Genomic DNA, 16,667 nt, shown 5'->3' with positions numbered 1-16,667 from the left:
AAGGAGCCAGTGAATGATGATGGCGCGAAACCCGGTCAAGCTAATCACCCCCAAGCGTTTCGGCGACAGCCGCGGCTGGTTCACCGAGGTCTATTCGGTGCCCGCCTTCGAAAGGCTCGGCATCACCTGCACATTCGTGCAGGACAATCATTCGCTGTCGGTACCCGCGTTCACGCTTCGGGGCCTGCATTTCCAGAGGCCGCCACGCGGACAGGACAAGCTGGTGCGGTGCATCCGCGGCCGTATCTTCGACGTCGCGGTCGACATCCGCAAGGGTTCGCCGACCTACGGCCATTGGGTCGGTGCCGAGCTGTCGGCCGAGAACGGTCACCAGCTCTTCATCCCGATCGGCTTTGCGCACGGCTTCGTAACGCTCGAGGACAATTGCGAAGTCTCGTACAAGTGCTCCGACACCTACGCGCCCGAGAGCGATGGCGGCATCCGCTGGGATGATCCCGCGATTGGTTCGGGCGGCATCGACTGGCCGATGCCCGCCGGCACCACGCCTGAACTATCGGCCAAGGATGCGGTGCAGCCGCTGCTCCCCGACTTCGACAGCCCCTTTCCCTATGACGGCCGCCCGCTGGCGCCGCTCGCCTGAAGGACAGACTCATGCGCATCTTCGTCACCGGCGGGGCCGGTTTCATCGGCTCGGCTCTCGTCCGTCACCTGATCGAAAACACCGACCATGAGGTCCTCAACTTCGACAAGCTGACCTATGCCGGCACGCTGTCGACGGTCGAGCGCGTCGCGAACTCGAACCGCTACCGGTTCGTCCAGGGCGACATCTGCGACGCCGAGGCCGTCAAGGCCGCGATCGCCGAGTTCAAGCCCGAGATCGTCACGCATCTGGCCGCCGAAAGCCATGTCGACCGTTCGATCGACGGGCCCGGTGCGTTCGTGCAGACCAACGTCGTCGGCACCTTCACGATGCTGAGCGAGGCGCGCGCCTATTGGCTCGGGCTCGATGACGGGGCGAAGGCTGCGTTCCGCTTTCATCATATCTCGACCGACGAAGTCTACGGCTCGCTCGGCGAGACCGGGCTGTTCACCGAAGAGACGCCGTACGATCCGCGCTCGCCTTACTCGGCGTCGAAGGCGGGCTCCGACCATCTCGTCAGCGCCTGGGGCCACACGTTCGGGCTGCCGGTGCTGATCACCAACTGCTCGAACAATTACGGGCCGTATCACTTCCCCGAAAAGCTCATCCCGCTGATGATCGTCAAGGCGCTCGCGGGTGCCGCCCTGCCGGTCTACGGCAAGGGCGATCAGATCCGCGACTGGCTGTATGTGGAGGATCACGTCCGCGCGCTGCACGCGGTGTTCGAAAAGGGCGAGCCGGGCCGGACCTACAATGTCGGCGGGAACAACGAGAAGCAGAACCTCGAAGTCGTGAAGACCGTCTGCGCAATCCTCGATCGCCTACGTCCGCGTGCCGATGGCCAGTCCTACGCAACGCAGATCGCCTACGTCGCCGACCGTCCGGGGCACGACAAACGCTATGCGATCGACGCGAGCCGGATCAAGAACGAGCTTGGTTGGGAGCTCACTGAGACGTTCGAGACCGGCATCGAGAAGACCGTTGCCTGGTATCTCGACAATCAGGGCTGGTGGGAAACCATCGTCGCGGAGCACAAGGCCGACCAGCGCCGCGGGCTTTCCGTATGAGCGACGTGAAACAGATCCTCGTTACCGGCGGTAACGGCCAGCTCGGCACCGAGCTGAAGCGCTATGCTTGGCCCGACGGCTGGGCAGTCACCGCGATCGATATCGACGAACTCGACCTGCGCAATACCGCCGCGATTACCGCGATGGTTGCGTCGCAGCCCTGGGCGGCGGTGATCTCGGCTGGTGCCTACACGGCCGTCGACAAGGCCGAGAGCGACATCGTCACCGCCTGGGCCGTCAACGCGATGGCACCTGCGGCGTTTGCTGAAAGCTGCGCGAAGGCCGGCATCCCGATCGTCCAAGTCTCGACCGACTATGTCTTCGACGGTGCGCGCGATGGCGCGTGGGAGGTGACCGATCCGGTTGCCCCGCTCGGTGTCTACGGCGCCTCGAAGCTCGGTGGCGAACTGGCGGTTCGCACCTCGGGCGCACGACACGCAATCGTCCGCACCGCCTGGGTGGTCAGCGCGCACGGCAACAACTTCATCAAGACGATGCTCCGCGTCGGCGCGAACAATCCTACCCTGCGCGTGGTCGATGACCAGCACGGCAGCCCGACATCGGCGACCGATCTCGCAGCAGCGCTCGCGACGATCACGATGCGTCTCGTGGAGGATCAAGCTGCCCCGACCGGGACCTATCACTTCAGTAACGCCGGTGCTGTGACCTGGGCCGGCTTCGCCCGCGAGATCTTCGCGCAGAGCGCCGCACGTGGCGGGGCCAGCACCGAGGTGCAGGGCATTACCACCGCCGAATACCCGACGCCGGCGACACGGCCGGCCAATTCGCTGCTGAGCCATGACGCGATCACCCGCGACTACGGCATCCATCCACCGGCGTGGCAGACCGCGCTCGGCAATATCCTCGACGAACTGCTCGGGGCATCCAACAAGGAGACACGCGCGTGAAGGGCATCATTCTCGCAGGCGGTTCGGGCACGCGCCTCCATCCGGCGACGCTAGCGGTCAACAAGCAGCTGCTGCCGGTCTACGACAAGCCGATGATCTATTACCCGCTGTCGGTGCTGATGCTCGCCGGCATCCGCGATATCCTGATCATCTCCAGCCCGGAATATATCGGCAATTACAAAAATCTGTTCGGTGATGGCTCGGCACTTGGCCTGATGATCGCCTATGCCGAACAGCCCAAGCCCGAAGGCCTCGCCCAGGCGTTCACGATCGGTGCGGACTTCATCGGCGACGACAATGTCGCGCTGGTGCTCGGCGACAACATCTTCTTCGGCGCCCACCTGACCGACCTGCTGGCGAGCGCAGTCGAGCGCAAGAGCGGCGCGACGGTGTTCTCCTACCGCGTCGAGGATCCCGAGCGCTACGGCGTCGTCGAGTTCGGCGAAGGCGGCAAGGCGATCAGCCTCGAGGAGAAGCCCGAGGCCCCCAAGTCGAACCATGCGGTCACCGGCCTCTATTTCTACGACAATCGCATCGTCCAGCTCGCACGAGATCTGAAGCCTTCGGCGCGCGGCGAACTCGAGATCACCGATCTCAACCGCCTCTACATGGGCGCCGGCGACCTGTTCGTCGAACAGATGGGCCGCGGTTATGCCTGGCTCGACACCGGCACCCACGACAGCCTGCTCGAGGCCTCGGAGTTCGTCCGCACGATCCAGCACCGCCAGGGTATCCAGGTCGCTTGCCTTGAAGAGATCGCGTTCCACCAAGGCTTCATCACTGTCGCTCAGGCGCGTGAAGCCGGGGAGCGCTTCAAGAAGACCAATTACGGTAAGGCAATCCTGAACGCGATCGCGGACAGCGAGGCGTCGTGACTGGTTCGATAGGATGATAGCCTACAGTATTTAGGTATAGTGAGCCTGTAGGCGGCGGTTACCGAACGATCATCTTTGTGCACAGGCTCGCATTACGTAGGCTAGAGGCATTTAAAACCCACGGCGACGGCGACAGCCTATTTCATCATAAGTCGGGCGAAGGCAACGTCATCTTTCGAGTGTTTTGGCATGGCGTTCACTATGTTTAACGAGGCGCGGAAGCGGGTTGCCCGTGCGAATGACCGCTCAGTGACTCTGCGCCGCCGTGGCAGGAGACAAAGCCGGGTTTTACTCGGGGCAGTTTGATGACTCGAACGCAGTACCGTGTTTAGCGGTAACGTTAAAGGTGCGCTCGCCGGTATGGACTTGATCGACAAGGCAAGCTCGACAATGTCGCTGGTGACAGTTCGGAAGGTCTCGCTTGGCCTGCTCGGCACCGCGGCGATCCTCCGCGCTGGCGGCCGTGACGTGGAGCGCCCGGAGGTGGCCCAGTGTATTGAGGCCATATGTATTTTTGAGCCCTTATTACGTTTCCCACCGTCATCGTCGGCATGCTGGCAGGCACCCTGGTCTATCGATCGCATCGGCCCCGTATTCGACCTGACGTTCGCCAACGAGCGACCGCAGCTACTGCTTGGCCCAACCGCGACAAACCTCGGCGACTAGATGGCGATCGTAGACCGGGCCGCACGCCAGACGCAAAACGACGCACTAATCGTCCGGTCGTCCGATCCGCGCTTGGGCTTAGTGATACGAATCTTCCTGCTGGATGACGCAGCGCTCTGGGCGGGTGCCCACATTGGGTCGATTCCCGTGAACTACGACGAGGATTGGCTACGGCTTGAATGAGGGGTGTTAAGCAAAAGCGATATCGACGAGTGCCCCTCACCCCCTCTTTACGTCGTTATGTTCAGTCAGACCCAAATAAATCCCGGGTAAAGACCTTGATTTTTACGTCTTCGAGAACATCTGCCATACGATTTGAAATTATAATGTCACAGCTTTGTTTGAAAGTAAGAAGATCTCGAACGACGCGTGAGCCAAAAAAGTAATCGTCTTCCATGGTAGGCTCGAAAATCTCAACTTCTATACCCTTTGCCTTGATCCGTTTCATGAGGCCTTGAATCGAGGATGCGCGAAAATTGTCGGAGCCTGCCTTCATTACCAAGCGAAAAACACCCACCTTGTCAGGCTTCCGCGCAATTATCTGATCGGCCAAAAAATCTTTACGAGTACGATTGGCATCGACGATCGCGCGGATAAGGTTCTGCGGCACCTCGGAATAGTTCGCCAGTAGCTGCTTGGTATCCTTTGGCAGACAATAGCCACCATAGCCAAAACTTGGGTTGTTGTAATGCCTGCCAATACGCGGATCGAGGCCTATCCCATCGATGATCTGGCGGGAGTCCATGCCACCGGCAATCGCATAGCTGTCAAGTTCATTGAAAAAAGCAACGCGCATAGCAAGGTAGGTGTTGGCAAAAAGCTTGATCGCCTCTGCCTCGTTGGCATCGGTAAAGAGGATTTCTACATCTCTTTTTTCTGCACCATTCAAGAGCAGGTTGGCGAAAACTTCTGCCCGCTTAGAACGCTCGCCGACGATGATTCGTGAAGGGTGCAGGTTGTCGTAAAGTGCTCTGCCCTCGCGTAGGAACTCGGGACTGAAGATGATTTGGTCAGTCGCAAAACGTGCTCGTATTTCGTTCACGAAACCAACAGGGACAGTCGATTTTACTACGATCGTGGCTCCAGGATTTGCCGCGATCGTCGTTTGGATCACTGCCTCCACCGATGACGTGTCGAACTTGTTTGTCTCGGTGTCGTAGTTCGTCGGTGTAGCGACGATCACGTAGTCGGCGCCGGCAAGGGCCTGTTGCGGATCTAGCGTCGCGGTAAGGTTTAGCGGTCTGGTGGCGAGAAAATTCTCTAATTCCGCGTCGATTATCGGCGACTTGCGAGCGTTGAGCATCTCGATGCGCGCAACTGCAATGTCGACGGCAACCACTTCGTTGTGCTGTGCCAGGAGAACGGCGTTGGAAAGCCCAACATAACCAAGACCAAAGACTGCGATTTTCATAGAGATCTGATCCAATCTTGATCATGATGGACAAGCGGGAATGCGCCCTGTGGTTCCCGTAAGCCTTCGCTTATTCTCGTCATATAGCCCCCGCCGCGTGTTCGCATTGTCATCTCCATTACGGTGAAACACGTCAACGCGTTTATGCTGCATCTGCACAATGAAGCGTAGGTTCGATCTTTCCAAGGAATGACATGGCAGTCTGTGTTGGACTATGACCTGCTCCCCGTTTTCAGGCCGCTGATAACCTAGTGCACTGACCCACTCGAGTGATTCACAATTGGGCTGCGGCGTGCGAGTCTGTGCGGATGTCCCAGACTGTATGCGTGATCGTGAATCCTGAAGACGTGGCTCGGTTGGAGGCGATCGTCGCCGATCGGAACCGGGCGCTAAAGCACGCCCAGCGCGCCAGGATCGTTTTAGCCTCGTCCCAGAGGTTGACCGTGCAGGAGGTAGCGCGGCGGACCGGTGCCAGTCGACCAGCAGTCTGGCGCTGGCAGGCCCGCTTTGCCGAACAAGGCGTGGAAGGGTTGCTGCGCGACAAGACACGCCCGCCCGGCACAGCGCCGCTCGCCACAGCTGTGGTTGCCAAGGTTCTGGCACTGACCTGTGCTGAGCCGCCAGGGGAGGCCACGCATTGGACCGGACGGGCCATGGCGAAGGTGATGAGCGTTTCCTTGAGCACGATCCAGCGGATCTGGGCTGCCAACCGGCTTCAGCCGCACCGCATCCGGACATTCAAGCGCTCGAGGGACCCGGCTTTTGCCGCCAAGGTAGAAGACGTCGTGGGCCTATACATGCAGCCGCCGGCCCACGCCTTGGTGCTGTCGATCGACGAGAAGTCCCAAATCCAGGCGCTCGATCGCACCCAGCCGGGTCTGCCGCTCAAGCTCGGTAAATGCGGCACCATGACCCACGACTACAAGCGACATGGGACCACGACCTTGTTCGCCGCCCTCAACATCCTCGATGGCGCGGTGATCGGCCGCTGCATGCAGCAGCACCGCCATCAGGAGTTCATTCGCTTCCTCAATACCATCGAACGTGAAGTTCCCGCCGGGAAGGACGTCCACGCTATCATGGACAATTACGGCACCCACAAGCACCCCAAGGTCAAAGCCTGGCTCGGTCGCCATCCGCGGTGGACCTTCCACTTCACACCGACATCGGCCTCCTGGCTCAATGCCGTTGAAGGCTTCTTCTCAATCCTCACTCGACAGCGGCTGCGGCGCGGCGCCTTCAGCGGCATCGTTGATCTTCAGGCTGCCATCAAACGCTACCTCAAAGAACACAACGCCGACCCCAAGCCCTTCGTCTGGACCAAGCCCGCTGCTGAAATCTTCGATAAACTCGCTAGGCTGCCTGCACCTTCTGTCTGACTTGGTGCACTAGCTTCGTTATCCATATGCTCTTGGCGCGGGCGTTTTGTAAAAATCGGCGGGTGCCAGCACCCAAGACTGCTGTGCGGACGTACGGGATTGTAGCCCGTACCACATGCTTCGAAGCTTCGTCTGGCCGCAGCCGGCGTTGGAAACGGGTGTTCGTTCATCTGCGGCCAGACCTACTTCTGCGTGATGGCCTCACCATCCGATTCGTCGTTGCGGAGAGCTCCCACCTACAAGGATGCGGGGCGGGAAGGATGTGTTCGCGAGCATGCAGCCGAGTTGTTCAACCTTCCCTCCGAGCTGAAGCTCGACCTCAAGCGAGGTGGGCAAGGGCGATCATCAGAATACCAATAGAGAGATGTTTTGGTGGTCAGCAGATGGACAGCAGAAACCAATAATGTTTTACGTACGTTCGTGATGTGCCCCAATGCTGGAACGCACCTCAAGGAGGCGAAGGTGTAGCAACCCCTCGTTTACACTGAGAACGTCGGCGGTTCGAGACCATCATCGCCTACTCTATTTCCTGTCGATACCAATAATATGTGAGCGAGTTTGGGTGAAAGATCCATCCGAAGGCGATGATCACGATCTTGCGGCTGGATGATCACCAGCAGTGGTTGATCAGCAGCTACTGCGACATGCCTGCTCTCCAACGTTCATACTCTGCTGAAAGACGATAATGCGCGGCCAGATATTCGCGACGCGCTGGTGAGCGTAATCACTCGATTACGGTCCTCACATGATGCAGGTTCTGTAGGGAGGGCTGTGCGTCGACCGCCTCTGCAACCGCGCTCACTGTCCATCCCGCGGCGACGATGTTGAGCACAACAGCAGTTTGGGCCTGCGGCGCCGGACACGACCTCGAAGAGCAGCTCGTTCTTAATGACCTTCTTGCCGAGGAGCTGATGTATCTCGCGCGCCTGCGCCTCGATTGTACGGAAATTGGACGCCAGTACCGATTCTATACGAAATGCCGCAGCGATCAGTGCGCCCTGCGCCATCAGATATGATTGCAACCAACGCCGGATCAGCGGGCGACGAGCGACACGCTCAACGCGCGGTGGGGTCAGTAAACGGTTCAGACCCTCCGCGAATCAGGTGGCACCAGACAGGGTAGGCATAGTGCCAAGAATGTAGATTTTCCGTATATTTTCCGTACGACCAAACTAGCGTCGACCTAAACCATTGAAAAGATGGTGCACCCGACTGGATTCGAACCAGTGGCCTCTGCCTTCGGAGGGCAGCGCTCTATCCAGCTGAGCTACGGGTGCCGGACGGCTCGCCTAGCAAAGCGCAACCGGGTGCGCCAGCCGTTTTCGCGTTCAGGGCTCGCCGGTTGCTGGATCGGCGGTCATCCCCGTTGGTGTGCTCGCGACCGACCTGCTCTTCGGGAGCGGCGTCTTGGGCTTGTAGGCGCATAGGTCGCTGACGATGCAGCGCCAGCATTCGGGTGTCCGCGCCTTGCAGACATAGCGGCCGTGCAGGATCAGCCAGTGATGGGCGTGCAGGCGGAACGGCTGCGGCGTGGCCTTGTCGAGCTTCAGTTCGACCGCCAGCGGTGTCTTGCCGCGCGCGAGGCCGGTGCGGTTGCCGACGCGAAAGATGTGCGTGTCGACCGCGAACGTCTCCGCGCCGAACGCGACGTTCATCACGACGTTGGCGGTCTTGCGGCCAACGCCGGGCAGGCGTTCGAGCGATTCGCGATCGGCAGGCACGTAACCGCCGAAATCGTCGATCAGCATCTGCGATAGCGCGATGACGTTCTTCGCCTTGGTGTTAAACAGGCCGATCGTCTTGATGTGGCGCTTCAGTGCGTCGAGCCCCAGCGCGACCATCTTTTCCGGCGTGTCGACCTCGCGGAACAGCGCGCGCGTGGCCTTGTTGACCCCGACGTCGGTAGCCTGCGCCGACAACGCGACGGCGACCACCAGCGTATAGGGATTGACGAATTCGAGCTCGGTTTCCGGATGCGGATCGGCCTCGGCCAAACGCGCGTAGAACGCGATGACGTCCGCCTTCTTCACAGTCCGAGCACGTCGCCCATACGGTAACGTCCAGCGGGCTGGCCAGCGAGCCAGATCGCCGCACGGACTGCGCCGCGCGCGAAGATCGAGCGATCGTCGCCCCGGTGGTTGAGTTCGATCCGCTCGCCTTCGCCCGCGAAGATCACGCTGTGATCGCCGATCACCGACCCGCCGCGCAGCGATGCGAAGCCGATCGTGCCCTCGGTGCGCGCGCCGACCAGGCCAGCGCGGCTGTCGACCCGAAGTTCGGACAGCGAGGACCCGCGGCCCTTGGCGGCGGCGTCGCCGAGCAGCAATGCCGTGCCCGATGGTGCATCGACCTTGTGGCGGTGATGCATCTCGACGATCTCTACGTCCCAATCGGCGCCGAGGCGTGCGGCGGCCTCGCGAACCAAGATGCCCAGCAGCGTCACCCCGAGCGACGTGTTGCCGGTCTGCAGGATCGCGATGTCCTGCGCAGCCTCGTCGATCATTGACTGATGCTGCGGCGACAGGCCGGTCGTGCCGATGACGATCGCGGTACCGGCAGCGCGCGCGGCGGTGAGATGCGCTGCGACGGCCGACGCGGTCGAGAAGTCGACCAGCACATCGGCGATCTGCGCGAGGGGGTTGGGATCTTCGCGGGCATCGACGCCACCCGCGAGCGACGCACCGGCGGCTTCGATCGCCTCGACGATCGCGCGGCCCATGCGTCCGGCACTACCATAGATACCGATCGAGGGCGCACCGATGGCGTGCGGGGCGGGTTGGGGCGCGGTCGTCTGCATGGCGCAGGCTTTGCACCAAGCGCCGAGTCGGGGACAGGGGCGAACGATAGCCCAGGGTAATTTCTTTGCGGTTTTAGCGCGGCGCGCGGGCCGTCAGCATCCGGACCAGATCGAGATCGGCGGGTTTGTCGACGTCGACGGCTGCGAGGCCGAATGGCGTCGAGACAGCCGCCGCGTTAAGCCCGACGAGGCGTCCGAGATGCGCGATCGCCGCGACCAGCGTCAGGCGGCCCGAGACATATCGAAGCAGCGTGCCGACGCCGAGGCGGCGAACGATCCGCCAGGGCCGTTTGCGATCCGCCTCCACCTGCGCCCAGAGATCGAGCGCGGCGACGGAGCGCGGCGTGGCGAAGTGGAACAGGTTGCACCCCGACCATGCGCCGTCGGCAAAGCGCAGATACGTGCGACGCGTGCCGGGTGCCGCGGCCTCGATCACGTCCTGGCGCGCGAGCAGCGCCGCGACATCCGCGCCCGGGGGGGCATCGGCGAGAAAGCGCGTGATCCATTCAGGCTGAAGCAGCGCATGGTCCGCGGTCGTGACGAGCAGCGGTGTGCCGAGCGCCTCGATACCTTCGCGGACGCTGAGGCTGGGGCCCGCCGCCGCGGTGAGCACGGTGAGGCCGAGTTCGGTCGCATGGGCGCGGACCGCGTCGTCGGAGACCGAGACCGCGATCCGGCTCGCGCCGGCGTCTCGCAACGACCGGGCAACGCGAGCGAGCAAGGTCTGGCCATCGAGCAGGATCAGCGCCTTGTGCGTCGCGTCGCCATACGCCGCGACCGGATCGACGCCCCCGCGCGAGCCGGCGAGGATCAGCGCGCTGAAACCGTCGGTCATGCCGGTTTCGCAGCCTCGTTCGTGCGCGCGCGCCAGACCCGCCAGAAGACGCCGGGCGCGGCGAGGATCGGATGCTTTTCGCGCCACGGGGTCAGCGGCACGGGGATCCCGGTGTGGCGCTCGACCTTCCAGGCGCCGTAGCGGGCCGCGCCTTCGAAGGTGAAGGCCGCGCGGACGAGCCGGACGATGTTGATCGGCTTGCCTGCACGGCGACGGTTACGCCATGCGCGCAACAGGTGCGCCCGCCGGGACTCGGCCAGCGTCGGTCGAAGCGCGTCCGCCTCGTCTGAAAACGCGATGCCGTCCGCAGCCCAAGCAAGCGGCAGGAGCGCGGCGTAGCGGTCTGGGTCGAAGCCGAGGATCTGTCCCTCGCGGCCCTTGCGTTCGACGCGGAGTTCGGCAGCGTAGGTCTGGCGGAACAGCGCCCGCCAATAGTCGTCCGCGGTGCCGCTCCGGGGGCCCAGCGCGGCGGCGAACCGCGCGGCCGATTTCGCCGCGTCGGCGATCGCCGTCACGACCGCGTCGTTCGTCGAGGGATCACGGACCCAGACCAGCGCCGATGGCTGGACGAACCGCGTCCAGATGGTCGTGTCGAGCGTACGTGCGGCAGCGGCCTTGGCGAAGGTCGTGAGCCGCATCGTCGCGATCTTGGCGCGCAGCCGCCCACCGTGCAGATCGAACTCGCGGTAGCTGACAGTCGGCCAGATGCCGCGCTCGGGTGGTCCTTCGGTCAGGACGTAGAAATCGAGCACGCCCTCGGTCGCGCCGGTGCGCAGATTTGAGCCGTAGAACAGGATCGCAACGACGCCGGCCGGTTCGGCGAGCAGCGCCGCCACGTCGCGGACCGCGGGAATCGTCGACGCTCGAAGCTGGTGCCGGACGACATCGTCGAGCGTCATCACGGGACGACGAAGCGGATCGACTTGCCTTCGCGCACGATCAGGTCGCCGCCCGGATAGACTTCGCCGTCGAGGATGAAGCCCGAGTCCATGGAGAGGTCCATCGAGGGCGCATCGATCCTGTGATACCCTGCGCGATCGAGCCAGGCGGCAGACGAGCCGGCAACGATCAGCGGCGTCGCGGCGGCCAGCCATCGTGGCGGTGCATCGACGACGAGGGTCTTGAGCCCGGCGCGCGGCACGCCGAACGGGCGAATGCCAACCGGCATGCGTTTCAGAGTCGAGGCGAGCATTAGATAGCGTGCGCGGTCCGTCTCCACATTGGCGCCGGGGGCATGCGCGCCCGTGACGTCGCCCCCCTGAAAGCGGATCCGCATCCGGGTGCCGGCGCGCCAAGCGCTGTTAGCGCCACCGAACAATGTCTGCAGGATAGCCCAGCACAGCGCCAAGCCGACTGCGACGCCGTTGAAAGCGCCCGCACGGTGCGTGCGCTGGGCCAGGGCTGTCGCCTGCACGAACGCGCCGGCGCCGAACAGGAAGCCGTGGAGTCGCGTGCCATTGTCCTTGCGGACGATCTCTATCGGGCTCCGCACCTTGACGTTGCCGTCGCGCGCCGCGGTCAAAGCCTGGTCGAGCGTCCAGGTATCGGGAATGCCGAGGTCGAGCGCGAGCGCGTTGGTCTTGCCCGACGGCACGATCGCGACGCGCGGTGCGCGGCCGGTCCAGACGCGGGCGGCGGCCGTCATCACGTCGCGAATCGTACCGTCGCCGCCATCGATCACCAGCAATTCGATGCCGTGACGCGCAAAGTCGGTCAGCACGTCGGCAAGCTCGGCCTGTGTACGCGGCGTCACGGCAAGCACGGTGCCCGACAGAAAGGGCTTGGTCGCCTCGACGCTACTGCGGTTACGGTGGCTCTTGGGGTTGCAGATGATCCCCGTGCGGATCCGCGCCGCAGCGTCGCGCGGACTGACGCCGTTGCGCTCGGATGGTTCGGTCACGGCGTCGGGCAGCCATGCTGTCGGCGACAGCGCCGAGGGCACGAGGGAAGGCCCGCCAAAGGCCTGGAAATTGGAAACAGCATCAGCCACAATACAAACTACCCGTCACGGCACGTTACCGCTACAAATTTATGTCAGGAAGATTTCGGTTCCGCGTCGATCGCGGCTGGTTCGTCCTATCGGCGGTATCGCATCTTCATCCGCACGACTGTTCCCGATGCCGGAAGCGCCGTTCGAACCGCTTCGAAGGACGGCAGCCCGACGGCGGTCGGCGCGTCGTTGGAGAAGCCGAAACCCTCCTTGGGCATGAACAACGTGCGGTTGAAATCGTGATCGCTGTTCTCGTCGTGATATTGCGCGATCGCGTAATAACCCGGCTTCAACCAGAAGCACGCGCGGGGCGACGCGGCTGCGACCCGAGCCCGTACCAGCTTGCCGCCCTTCGACAGAAAACGTCCCTTGTCGTCGGGGTACACCGTAAAGGCGACCTCGCCGACCGCGTTGTGCATCGTCGTCGCCTCGACCACCAGCTTGGCATTGCCGTTGCCGGGCGTGCCCTCGCACGTTTCGGCCGCGCCCGCCTGAGCCGGTACGAGGATAGCGGCAAGCGCGCCGAGCCCCAGGGATAGTGCGTATTTCATCGGCGGATAAAGACCCGGAAAAGTGGCGATAGCGGGGCGCCCCGATGACAGTGGCGATGTGAACGCCGCCTTTATCGTGTCCGCCGCCCCATTCGGCGCATCGGCAGTCGCCTCCGCAACACTTACCGGGGGCGAGTCATCCGAGCGGCGGCAAACCCAAGCAGGATCGCAACAGCGACCGATCCGACCGCGACGGCGGCGGCGACGCCGGTCGAATCATAGGTCGGCATCAGCGCGAAGGCGGTGACGAACAGCAGCAGCACACCGATAGCGCGGATTGCAAACACCGTGCCGGCGCGGTGCAGCGCGGTCATCACCGTGTCGAGGCTGACTGTGGCGAGGTCGAAACATCCGGCCGCCGCGAGCCACAGGAGGACCGGATAGGCATGGCCGAACGACTTGCCGCCGACCAGTTTCAGGATCGGTTCTCCGACCAAGGCAACGACGGCGAGAATAACGAGCGCAGCGGCTGTGCTGGCGAGCATCGTCCGGACCAGAATCCTGCGCAGACGCGCAGGCTCCGCGGTCCGCACCGCGCGGACGATCTCCGGAAAGGCGGCGCGGGACATCATCTGCGACAGTTTCGCCAAGGCCTGGGCAAGCTGCGTCGCGAGGCGGAACGCGCCGGCAGCGGCCGGGCCGATCGATGCGCCCACCAGCAGCAGCGGGATCTGCTTGCTCGACAGGCCAAGCGTGGCGCTGGCGTTGGTGCTGAGCGAGAAACGCACGATCCCGGGATTCTCGTCACGGATCTGCGCCCAGCTTCCGCGTCCCTCCGTCAACAGGCGCAGGTCGCCGCTTTTCGCGACCATGATCCAATAGGTCGCGGCGGTCACGATCTCGGCGACCGCCCAGGCGATCATGAAGCCGCGGATCGTCGGTTCGAACAGGATCGCCGCGCCCGCGCCGACGAAGCGCATGATCGGCGTCATGCTGTCGGCGAGCGCGGACAGCGAGAATTTGTCGCGCAGACGCAGGATGCCGAGCGGGGTCGAGCGTATCGTCACCAGCTGCACGACCGCGAACATCAGCGTGTCGCGCATCAGGTCGGGCGGGATGCCGAACCCGTCGCTCCAGGCGTACAGGATGCCCACGCTCAGCACCGCACCGACCAGCGCGCTGCACAGATCGAGGATGGCCGACAACCGCAGCAGCCGCGCGAGCCGCGGCGTATCGCCGTGCTGGATCGGCTCGACGCCGTACTGGACGATGATCTGCCACGTCTGGAAGCCGACAAAGGTCGCGAGCGCCTGCGCCGCACCCGAGATCAGCGCGAACCGGCCGAAATCGACCACGCCCAGCGTCCGTGTCGCGAACCCGAGATAGAAGAGCGACAGGATCGCCAGCACGCTGCGACTGGCGAGCAGCCAGCCGAGGTTGCGGGCTGCAGCCCGGAAGATCCCGGCCGTGCCCGCGCGCACTGTCGATACTGCCGGAGCCGGTGACGCCGCCGGGGCCGGAGTAGAAGCGGGGTCCTGAACCATCTGAGCCGCCCCTATAACGCGTCGGTCGATGCGGCAAGTGCGCGGTGTCGAGGCGCGCGCAGGTGACAAACCGGCAGGCGGCTTCTAGACCCCGCGCGATCGGGCGGCAGCGCTGCGTCACGCAAAGGATCGTTCGTCATCTGCGGAATTGCCGGCCTTTACGCGCGGCGCGGGGGCGTCGTCTCGCCCCGCCTGATCACGGCGCAGTGCGACGCGATCCTCCACCGCGGGCCCGACGATCAGGGCGTGATGACCGATGGCGACTTCGGCTTCGGGATGCGCCGGTTGAGCATCATCGACATCGAAGGCGGCCATCAGCCGTTCCATTCGCCCGACGGCCGCTATGCGCTTGTCTTCAACGGCGAAATCTACAATTTTCGCGAATTGCGACGCGAGTTGCAGGCGTTGGGGCGGGTGTTCGACAGCGCGGGCGATACCGAAGTGATTCTCGCCGGCTACGAACGCTGGGGTGACGACGTCTGGGCGAAGCTCGACGGCATGTTCGCGGTCGCGGTGTGGGATACGCGTGACCGGAAGCTGACGCTCGCGCGCGATCCGATCGGGATCAAGCCGCTATACTATACCGATCAGGCGGCCGGGTTCGCGTTCGGTTCCGAGCTCAAGACGCTGACTTTGCTGCCGGGAATGGCGTTCGACGTCGACCGCCGCGCGCTCCACGATTATTTCAGCTTCGGGCATGTCCGCACGCCGCGCTCGATCTACGCGCAGGTCCGCACCTTGCCGCCGGGTCACGTGATGACCGTCGAGGCAAGCGGTCCGCCGACGATGCGCGCCTATTGGACGCCCGCCTATCATCCGGCCGAGCCGCGATCCGAGGCGCAGTGGATCGAGCGATTCCGCGAAGAGTGGCTCGACACGATCGGCAAGCAGATGGTCGCGGACGTCGATGTCGGCGCGTTCCTGTCGGGCGGCGTGGACTCCTCGGCGGTAGTTGCGGCGATGGCGCAAGTTTCGGCCCGACCGGTGCGGACGTTCACGATCGGCTTTCCCGACCCGCGCTTCGACGAATCGCCGCACGCCGAGGCGATCGCGCGGCACCTTGGCTGCAAGCACGTCACGCGCACGCTGGAACTGGCGGATGCGCAGGCGATGCTGCCCGAGGTGCAGCATTGCTATGACGAGCCGTTCGCCGATCCCTCCGCCGTGCCGACCTGGTACGTCAGCCAGATCGCCGCGCAGGAGGTTAAGGTCGCGCTGTCGGGCGATGGCGGCGACGAACTGTTCTTCGGGTACAAGCGCCACGCGACCGAGCGGCGGATCGGCGCGTTGCCGGCACCACTGCGGCGGTTGGCACGGGCGTTGGATGCGGTGCCGACGCTGCCGTCGCGTCATGCGAACGCGGTGCTGCAACGCTGGCGGAAGACCACCGGCAGCGCCGCGCTCCCGAACGGCATCGCGCGGTTCTTCGCCAAGACGCAGATCACCAACGAAGCGTTCCGCCGCGAGATATTCTCCGCCGAGTTCATCGCCGAGGAGGAAGGCGGGATCGCCGCGCTGTGTGGGGAATATTTCCCCGATCCCGATGCGATCTCGACGGACACGCTCGAGCAGTTCGGACTTGCCGATCTAGCGCTGAACCTTCCGGGGGCGATGCTCACCAAGGTCGACCGCGCGAGCATGGCGCATTCGCTCGAGGTGCGCGTGCCGATGCTGGGGCAGGGCATGGTCGATCTTGCGCTGTCGATGCCCGCCGACATGAAGTTGAAGGGCAAGGTCGGGAAATACGTGATCCGCCAGGCCATCGCGCCGTGGTTGCCGGACGGGATACTCGACCGGCGGAAGCAGGGTTTCCAGATGCCGCTCGCCGCATGGTTTGCAGGCGATTTCGGCGCGTATGCGGAGCAGCTCTGGCGCGACAGCGGCGTGCGCGAGCAGGGTATCTGGCGCGCCGCCGCGGTCGACAAGGTGTTCGCCGATCACCGCGCGGGGAAGCGCGACCATAGCCGCTTCCTGTACGCGCTGGCGATCTACTGCCTGTGGTGGATCGGGCGACCCACCCCTCTTTCCGTTCGTGCTGAGTAGCGACCGAGTAGCTTCGTCAGAAGCGTATCGAGGGTGCGTATCGAAGCATGGGTTCCGTGC

General features: G+C 63.6%; 15 protein-coding genes and 1 tRNA gene. 7 read left to right on the top strand and 9 right to left on the bottom strand.

The features are described 5' to 3' along the window. Positions 1-13: 13 nt before the first annotated feature. The 5 genes from rfbC to AC3D24_RS08135 all read left to right on the top strand — a co-directional run bounded on the left by rfbC (position 14) and on the right by AC3D24_RS08135 (position 4,117). A complete protein-coding gene (rfbC, locus tag AC3D24_RS08155) occupies positions 14-601 on the top strand; it encodes a dTDP-4-dehydrorhamnose 3,5-epimerase (RefSeq protein ID WP_489029686.1) in 588 nt (195 codons plus the stop codon). An 11-nt stretch (positions 602-612) separates the two neighbouring features. Then, the gene (gene rfbB, locus AC3D24_RS08150; RefSeq protein WP_489029684.1) at positions 613-1,668 is read left to right on the top strand and encodes a dTDP-glucose 4,6-dehydratase; all 1,056 of its coding nucleotides are present in this window, start codon (positions 613-615) and stop codon (positions 1,666-1,668) included. Beyond that, positions 1,665-2,576, top strand: a complete 912-nt coding sequence (gene rfbD, locus AC3D24_RS08145; RefSeq protein ID WP_489029682.1) for a dTDP-4-dehydrorhamnose reductase — start codon at positions 1,665-1,667, stop codon at positions 2,574-2,576. Before rfbB ends, rfbD begins: the two co-directional genes overlap by 4 nt. Beyond that, the gene (gene rfbA / locus AC3D24_RS08140) at positions 2,573-3,451 is read left to right on the top strand and encodes a glucose-1-phosphate thymidylyltransferase RfbA (protein WP_489029680.1); all 879 of its coding nucleotides are present in this window, start codon (positions 2,573-2,575) and stop codon (positions 3,449-3,451) included. Before rfbD ends, rfbA begins: the two co-directional genes overlap by 4 nt. Before the next feature lie 360 nt (positions 3,452-3,811). Then, positions 3,812-4,117 carry a hypothetical protein gene (locus tag AC3D24_RS08135; protein ID WP_489029678.1) on the top strand — a complete coding sequence of 102 codons (306 nt, stop codon included), beginning with the start codon at positions 3,812-3,814 and terminating at the stop codon, positions 4,115-4,117. 244 nt (positions 4,118-4,361) lie between these two features. Here the strand turns inward: AC3D24_RS08135 and AC3D24_RS08130 are convergent, their stop codons facing one another. Continuing rightward, the gene (locus AC3D24_RS08130) at positions 4,362-5,528 is read right to left on the bottom strand and encodes a nucleotide sugar dehydrogenase (protein WP_489029676.1); all 1,167 of its coding nucleotides are present in this window, start codon (positions 5,526-5,528) and stop codon (positions 4,362-4,364) included. 308 nt (positions 5,529-5,836) lie between these two features. Here AC3D24_RS08130 and AC3D24_RS08125 point away from each other — a divergent pair, with 308 nt between their 5' ends. After that, complete coding sequence (locus tag AC3D24_RS08125) at positions 5,837-6,907, top strand: IS630 family transposase (RefSeq protein WP_489029674.1); 1,071 nt, start codon at positions 5,837-5,839, stop codon at positions 6,905-6,907. Positions 6,908-8,107: 1,200 nt separating this feature from the next. Here the strand turns inward: AC3D24_RS08125 and AC3D24_RS08120 are convergent. The 8 genes from AC3D24_RS08120 to AC3D24_RS08085 all read right to left on the bottom strand — a co-directional run bounded on the left by AC3D24_RS08120 (position 8,108) and on the right by AC3D24_RS08085 (position 14,501). Further along, positions 8,108-8,184, bottom strand: a tRNA-Arg gene (locus AC3D24_RS08120). 51 nt (positions 8,185-8,235) lie between these two features. Continuing rightward, entirely contained in the window at positions 8,236-8,937 is a 702-nt protein-coding gene (nth, locus tag AC3D24_RS08115; RefSeq protein WP_489029672.1) for an endonuclease III, read from the bottom strand. Beyond that, positions 8,934-9,704 (bottom strand): 4-hydroxy-tetrahydrodipicolinate reductase, encoded by a 771-nt coding sequence (gene dapB, locus AC3D24_RS08110; protein WP_489029670.1) that lies wholly within the window; start codon positions 9,702-9,704, stop codon positions 8,934-8,936. The genes nth and dapB overlap by 4 nt, the downstream gene beginning before the upstream one ends. Before the next feature lie 73 nt (positions 9,705-9,777). Then, positions 9,778-10,539, bottom strand: a complete 762-nt coding sequence (locus tag AC3D24_RS08105) for a nucleotidyltransferase family protein (RefSeq protein ID WP_489029668.1) — start codon at positions 10,537-10,539, stop codon at positions 9,778-9,780. Beyond that, positions 10,536-11,438, bottom strand: coding sequence for a hypothetical protein (locus tag AC3D24_RS08100; RefSeq protein WP_489029666.1), 903 nt, complete (start codon positions 11,436-11,438; stop codon positions 10,536-10,538). The genes AC3D24_RS08105 and AC3D24_RS08100 overlap by 4 nt, the downstream gene beginning before the upstream one ends. Then, positions 11,438-12,529 carry a diacylglycerol/lipid kinase family protein gene (locus AC3D24_RS08095; protein WP_489029664.1) on the bottom strand — a complete coding sequence of 364 codons (1,092 nt, stop codon included), beginning with the start codon at positions 12,527-12,529 and terminating at the stop codon, positions 11,438-11,440. Before AC3D24_RS08095 ends, AC3D24_RS08100 begins: the two co-directional genes overlap by 1 nt. 86 nt (positions 12,530-12,615) lie before the next feature. After that, entirely contained in the window at positions 12,616-13,080 is a 465-nt protein-coding gene (locus tag AC3D24_RS08090; RefSeq protein ID WP_489029662.1) for a DUF2141 domain-containing protein, read from the bottom strand. 122 nt (positions 13,081-13,202) lie between these two features. Then, complete coding sequence (locus AC3D24_RS08085) at positions 13,203-14,501, bottom strand: lipopolysaccharide biosynthesis protein (RefSeq protein WP_489029660.1); 1,299 nt, start codon at positions 14,499-14,501, stop codon at positions 13,203-13,205. A 201-nt stretch (positions 14,502-14,702) separates the two neighbouring features. Between AC3D24_RS08085 and asnB the strand changes: the two genes are divergently transcribed. Further along, positions 14,703-16,607 carry an asparagine synthase (glutamine-hydrolyzing) gene (gene asnB, locus AC3D24_RS08080; protein ID WP_489033105.1) on the top strand — a complete coding sequence of 635 codons (1,905 nt, stop codon included), beginning with the start codon at positions 14,703-14,705 and terminating at the stop codon, positions 16,605-16,607. Positions 16,608-16,667: the final 60 nt, after the last annotated feature.

It is taken from the genome of Sphingomonas sp. SL1004, assembly GCF_057815015.1.
The sequence above is the reverse complement of the archived record's forward strand: the minus strand, read 5'-3'. Positions and strand labels throughout refer to the sequence as shown.